The sequence below is a fragment of the Borrelia crocidurae genome (assembly GCF_000825665.2).
GTDB lineage: Bacteria > Spirochaetota > Spirochaetia > Borreliales > Borreliaceae > Borrelia > Borrelia duttonii.
The window spans coordinates 821,113-827,206 of record NZ_LN609267.1; the positions used below are offsets into that span (position 1 = coordinate 821,113).

Here is a 6,094-nt window from a genome sequence, read left to right on the forward strand (position 1 = left end):
CTTTCTGAATAAATCATGTCTTCAAAAATTTCTTCTGTTTGTCCTCCATTAATTAAATTATTTTCTTTATTTAAAGTATTTTTCATACTCTTGAGCATTTGATTTATAAATATTGCTTCAAATTCTAGAGCAGCCTCATAAAGTTTATTGTCATTTTTGCTTTATTTCTATTTTTTCTCTTTCTTCTTTTAATATTTTTTCTTTTTCTTGTGTTATAATCTGTTGTAAATTGTGTAATCATATTTATTCCTCTAAAATTAATTCTACATGAATTATACAAACATTCAATATTTTTCAGGATTTGTATTAATTCTTTGTTATTAAGCTTAGTTGAATTATTTGATATGAATTCAATTAATAACAACTCTTCGTACTAGTATTTTTATATTTTTATTTGTTTAATTACTAAATAAGTCTTCTTCTTTTCTTTCAATTGATAATACTAGGGGTCCTATTTCTGCATTTGTGCTTGCCATAATTATTTTATTTTGTTCATTGATTAAAACTTTAGGCATGGTTTTTATTTCTATTTTCTCAATTTTACTTATTAGTCCAATGTCATCAACTTCAATTTCTATAATATTTCCTGATTTTATATTATTTTTTATGTTATTTTTTGTTAGTATTGTTGACTTATTAAATTTATTAGAGAATAATCTTTGTTTTTTAAAATTATATTGTAAGTTGTATAGTTCTGATTCTCATGTATTGTTGCTCCATTTAATATGTATCCTGTACCTTTTGATTTATCATTGATTATTATTGGTCCTGATGCAGTTGCTAATAACTTTCCTTGTTTATCGTTAAATTCTGTTTTTAAAAGCATTCCGTTTGTTAAATCTTTTGCATCTAGCATAGATGCTATGTAAACGTTATGAGTTGCACCTTTAATCATATTTCCATTTATTTTGATTGCTACATTTACTAATGCTATATTTTTGCTTCCTGTTTTGGTTAGATCTATTTCGTTAATACCAATTTTGTTTAAAATTTGATTTAAAATTTCCTTTTCTTTAATTGAATCTCCTTTATCAGTAAGTCCTGCTACTATGCCAATTCCTGTTAATATTTGCGAATTAGCAGGTTGTATTTCAGAAATATTTTTTAGTTTTGTGTGTTCGTTTATTTGTTTGTCAGCATTATTTTGGTTAGAAAAATTTTTAACTTGATTTTCTTGTGCAAATGAGCTTAAATTTAATATAATTAACATTATCAATTTTTTCATGATTTTGTTCCTTTGTATGGCAATATAGTTTACCTTTATTTTAATATTATTTCAATTGTTTAGTCTTATGTGTTTTATTTGGCTTTTTTTGTTTATTTAAAGTGAAATGAAAAATGATACTTGAAGAAAAAATTTTGTTGCTTGTATGTAAAATTAACTAACAAAATTGAAAATGATACTTTTTATATNNNNATATTATTGTTGCTTTTGTATTTTGTTTAGCTTAATTTTTTCATTTTTCATTATATTTTGTAATACAATATATTTGTTTTGATGTAATGCATTTAAATTTAAGTTTTCGTTGTTGCTTGTTGTGTTTATTTGGTATTTAAAGTAAACGTTATGTTCGTTTAAATTTTGTCCTGTCTTTAAAGTTGTTTTTGCAAATACAATTGGTTCTATGATGTCTATGTATATATTTATTTTGTTATGTTTTTTATAGTCTTCAAATTGTTTTGCATAATAAATTATGATTTTTTGTATAGGTATATTTTTATATGATGTTTGATTTGTTATTTTAAATTTTATATTGATTGCAGATTGATTTTGGATATTGATTTCTGATTCATCGAAACTGAATTGCAATATGTATATATTTTTATTTTCAAGAGTTTTAGTGATATGACTAATCATAGAATATATTATTTGTTTTTTTTTGAAATGTGGACTTATATAAATTTGGGATAAATTATTTCCATCGCATATTTTTGAATATTCTTTTGAAAAAAAGTATACCTTGCTGGGAGATATTTTAAAGCAGGTATCATAAGCTTTTATATATGATAAGTTTATTGTAAGTAAGTAAAATATAAGCCTACTTTTGAGTGTTGTCACTGTTTCTTTAAGTTATTAGCGATTCCTAGCATATTATCTGAAGTATGGATTGCTTTTGAGTTTATTTCATAAGCCCTTTGTGCAACTATCATTGTCACCATTTCTTCTGCGATTGCTACGTTTGACATTTCAAGCATTCCTTGCTTAAGTTTGCCCATTCCATTGCTTCCTGGAATTCCTGATATTTCTTCTCCCGATCCTATTGTTTCTTTAAATATATTGTTACCAATTGCATTTAGCCCTGCTGGATTTATAAATCTTGCGATTTCTATTTGTCCAAGCTCAATTGGCTCAAGACCTTCGTTAACTTTTACAGATATTATTCCTTCTTGAGAGATTGCAATAGAGTTTTTGATGTATTCTTCAGGGAATGATATTTCTGGTAACAATATATATCCTTGATTTGTTACTAAGTTTCCATTTGCGTCTATTTTAAATGAACCATCTCTGGTATATCCATAAGTGCCATCTGATAAGAGAACCTTATAAAATCCATCACCTTCAATTGCAACATCAGTATTTAAATTGGTAACTTGCAGATTTCCTTGTTCAAACAATCTGTGTGTTGCTGATACTTTTGTTCCATGTCCAACTTGATTGCCCAGAGGAGTTACTGTGTCTTCAGTTGCAGGCGTTCCTGCTCTTCTTTGTGTTTGGTATATTAAATCTTCAAATTCAGCTCTTATTTTTTTAAAACCAATAGTGTTTACGTTTGAAAGATTATTAGCAATTGTGTCTACATTATATTGTTGTGCTTTCATTCCACTGGCTGATGTCCAGAGTGCTCTCATCATATACATATACTCCTTTAAAATTTTCCAATTTCGTTGATTAATTTGCCAAGAAGTGTATCTTCAGTTTGTATTGTTTTTTGATTTGCTTCATAAACTCTGTTAACTGTAATCATTGAAACCATTTCATTAATTGCATTTACATTTGAACACTCTAAAACTCCTGATTCAATTTTAGGTCTTGAATTTATGGGAATATTTTTAGCTTGTCCAGATATTTCTGTGCTATACCATAGGGAACTTCCTTGTTTTTTTAAAAATCTTGCTTTTTCAAAATTGACAATTTTTAAATTGTCTAGTAGTTCATAATTTTCCCATGAATTTTCACTTTCACTTACAAGCCTTTTGGGATTGCTTTCGAATGTTGAATTGTGAAATATCTGTCCTTGTTCTGTTATTTTGAAATTATTATCTTTTATGTGTATGTATCCTTTCTCTCCAATAACAGGATATCCATCTTTTGTAATAAGTATGCCTTCTCGTCCAAGTGTAAAAGATCCATTTCGTGTATATCTTTCTCCTTCAGGTGTTTGTACAACAAAAAAGCCTTCTTCAGTTAATGCCAAGTCAAGAGGATTTCCAGTTATTTTTAGTGGACCTTGTTCAAAGGATGTGTATATTTCGCTTTCTTCAACTCCTGTTCCAAGCTTCCCGACAACAGGTGCTGTTTCTAGATATCCTTTAGGAAATTTATAAAGACCATCATCATTAGTTCGTCTAATTAGCATTTCAGGAAAGGCTTTTTGAACAGATAGATCTTTTTTATATCCTGTAAGGTCAATATTTGCTAAGTTATTGGCAATAACTTCTAACCTATGTCTTTGTGCTATCATTCCACTGGCAGCTGTATAAATTCCTCTTACCATATAAATCCTTATTACTTCTTTTTACAATTATAAATATGTTATCATAAAAGTCAATATTTTTAAGTTCAAAAATATTGGCTTATGATATTTGTTTGTATTTTATGTGGGTATTACCCAGAAAAATTGAGATGTTAATTGTTGTTAAATGATTGGCTTTGCATAATAATGTATATAAGGTATCTTTTGCAAAAGATATAAAATAAATGTATAATTCTTTTTTACTATGAAATGTTTAAAGTATTTTTTTAATGTTAGTTTTAGGAGTTTGTATGAGTAAAAATATATTAAAAATTGTTATTTTATTCTGGTTAGTATTTTTTTTATTTGCAGAATCTGAGAATAAAAAAGAGGATGGTAGTGAAGTTTTGGGATATTGGGTTGGCTATGATGATAAGACCAATGCTAAAAATTCTGTGATTTATGTTTATAAGTATAATGATAAGGTTTATGGTAGGATTTTAAATGTAATTAAGGATGGCAAAATACATGATATTAATAACCCTTCTGGTTATAAGGTTGTAGGTTTTGAACATTTAAGTACTGAGGGACTTGATTTTATGTGGGGTCTTAAGTATTTTAAGTCTTCTTCAAAATGGGATAAGGGTAAAATTATTGATCCTAATAATGGCAAGATTTATACTTCTGAAATGAGAGTGGATCCAAAAACTGGAAATCTTATTACTAAGGGTAAAGTATGGGTTTTTGGTAGGAGTAAGGTTTGGACGCGAGCTAAAGAAGATGAAATTCCTAATTTGGATGTAGATGGTATAGTGCCAAGTCCTCCTGTTGTAGAAGAATAAATATTTGATATTAATGGGAAATTTGATGATAGATAAAATGGGATATTATGATAGGTTTATCATGAAAGTGCCTAATTTTCCAAAAGAAGGTATACTTTTTTATGATATTTCAAATGTTTTGCTTCAAGCAGAAGCTTATAAGTCTTTACTGGAAGATGCACATGCCCTTTATTCGTCAAAAGAAATTGATTGCATTGCTGCTATTGAATCAAGAGGATATTTAATAGGTGCTCCTTTGGCTTTAAAGATGAATTTACCTCTTTTGTTGATTCGTAAAGGAGGAAAGCTTCCACGTCAAGTCTTACGAGAAGAGTATGAACTTGAATATGGATTTGGTAGTATTGAAATACATAAGGATGATATTAAACAGCACACAAAGATTTTGTTGGTTGATGATATTTTAGCTACTGGAGGTACTATAAGGGCAGCTGCTAGGTTGCTTGAGAGAGCGGGTGGAGTGATATCTGATATATTTTGTTTTATTGAGCTTGTATCAATAAGAGGTAGAGATATTTTGGGAGAGTATAATGTAAATTCTCTTGTTAGATATCCTTAGTAATTTATTTAATAAATAATTTTGTATTATTCATGTAATAAATATTAGTTATTAATTAATATGATTTAAATTTAATAGCAAGTGACTTTAAATTTTATTAAAATTATAATGTTTAGCTGAATATTGAGAGGTGATTGTAATGTATGCGTTAGTAGAGATAAAAGGTAAGCAATATAAAGCTGTAAAGGGAGAAATGTTAAGAGTAGATAGAATTGTGGCAAATAGTGGTGATCAATTGGAATTCAATAGTGTAATGCTTGTAAAAAAAGATGAGGATCTAAAAATAGGAAAGCCTTATGTTTTAGGTTCTTGTGTAAAATGTACTTATCTAGAAGATAAGAAAGATAAGAAGGTTGTTTCTTTTAGATACAGAAGAAGAAAGGAAAGCGAGCGAAAGGTTGGGCATCGTCAATCTTATTCTTATGTTTTAGTTGATGATATAATTTGTTAATTAGTGATTAATGTTTTGATAAGAACCCATAATGATATAATTATTTATATTTTAGCTAATGGACATGCTAAGAGTAATGGTTGTATTAATGTAGTTTGTTCCTCTTTTTCTTTTATTGTAAGAACTTTTTTTAGTATTCTTGATTATGAGAGAGAGGGCTTTATTGTGGATAATTCTTTAAAAGGCTATTTGGAATTTCGAGCTTCTTTTGGAACTTTGAATAAGGAGAGTCTTTTTTATCATAGTAAATTTTTGATACACGGTATAAAGGATTTGTGTTTTGAATATCCTTATGATATTAAATTAATTTTGGAGGAAACTAATGGCAACAAGTAAAAGTGGTGGTAGTTCTAAGAATGGAAGAGATTCTATATCTAAAAGGCTTGGTGTTAAGAGAAGTGGTGGACAATTTGTAAGAGCCGGGGAAATAATTATAAGACAAAGAGGTACAAAATTTCATAAAGGTAAAAATTCTGGTCTTGGTAGAGATCATACAATATTTGCTTTGAAAGATGGTATAGTAGAATTTAAAACTTCTAAAGGTCGCAAATATATAAATATTATTTAATAT

At 27.9% G+C, this 6,094-nt stretch carries 10 protein-coding genes; 5 read left to right on the forward strand and 5 right to left on the reverse strand.

What is annotated here, in order from left to right; translation table 11 throughout:
- The 5 genes from BN1173_RS04860 to flgF all read right to left on the reverse strand — a co-directional run.
- On the reverse strand, positions 1-98 hold a 98-nt coding region (locus BN1173_RS04860; protein WP_425456546.1), incomplete at its 3' end, for a rod-binding protein.
- A 521-nt stretch (positions 99-619) separates the two neighbouring features.
- Positions 620-1,225, reverse strand: a complete 606-nt coding sequence (locus tag BN1173_RS04715) for a flagellar basal body P-ring protein FlgI (protein ID WP_246040057.1) — start codon at positions 1,223-1,225, stop codon at positions 620-622.
- A gap of 195 nt (positions 1,226-1,420) precedes the next feature.
- Positions 1,421-2,059: a hypothetical protein gene (locus BN1173_RS03965; RefSeq protein WP_082020255.1), complete on the reverse strand. Its 639-nt coding sequence runs from the start codon at positions 2,057-2,059 to the stop codon at positions 1,421-1,423.
- Complete coding sequence (flgG, locus tag BN1173_RS03970; protein WP_040236784.1) at positions 2,056-2,853, reverse strand: flagellar basal-body rod protein FlgG; 798 nt, start codon at positions 2,851-2,853, stop codon at positions 2,056-2,058. The genes BN1173_RS03965 and flgG overlap by 4 nt, the downstream gene beginning before the upstream one ends.
- A gap of 14 nt (positions 2,854-2,867) precedes the next feature.
- Entirely contained in the window at positions 2,868-3,716 is an 849-nt protein-coding gene (flgF, locus tag BN1173_RS03975) for a flagellar basal-body rod protein FlgF (protein WP_040236785.1), read from the reverse strand.
- 269 nt (positions 3,717-3,985) lie between these two features.
- On the opposite strand from flgF, the gene BN1173_RS03980 reads away from it, so the two are divergent.
- The 5 genes from BN1173_RS03980 (at position 3,986) to rpmA (ending at position 6,091) form a co-directional block, all read left to right on the forward strand.
- Positions 3,986-4,516, forward strand: a complete 531-nt coding sequence (locus tag BN1173_RS03980) for a DUF2147 domain-containing protein (protein ID WP_040236787.1) — start codon at positions 3,986-3,988, stop codon at positions 4,514-4,516.
- 25 nt (positions 4,517-4,541) lie between these two features.
- Positions 4,542-5,072 carry an adenine phosphoribosyltransferase gene (locus BN1173_RS03985; RefSeq protein ID WP_040236789.1) on the forward strand — a complete coding sequence of 177 codons (531 nt, stop codon included), beginning with the start codon at positions 4,542-4,544 and terminating at the stop codon, positions 5,070-5,072.
- Between the two features lie 139 nt (positions 5,073-5,211).
- Complete coding sequence (gene rplU, locus BN1173_RS03990; protein ID WP_014696589.1) at positions 5,212-5,523, forward strand: 50S ribosomal protein L21; 312 nt, start codon at positions 5,212-5,214, stop codon at positions 5,521-5,523.
- Between the two features lie 3 nt (positions 5,524-5,526).
- The gene (locus tag BN1173_RS03995; protein WP_014696590.1) at positions 5,527-5,859 is read left to right on the forward strand and encodes a ribosomal-processing cysteine protease Prp; all 333 of its coding nucleotides are present in this window, start codon (positions 5,527-5,529) and stop codon (positions 5,857-5,859) included.
- Positions 5,846-6,091 (forward strand): 50S ribosomal protein L27, encoded by a 246-nt coding sequence (gene rpmA / locus BN1173_RS04000; RefSeq protein ID WP_012538517.1) that lies wholly within the window; start codon positions 5,846-5,848, stop codon positions 6,089-6,091. The genes BN1173_RS03995 and rpmA overlap by 14 nt, the downstream gene beginning before the upstream one ends.
- Positions 6,092-6,094 lie beyond the last annotated feature (3 nt).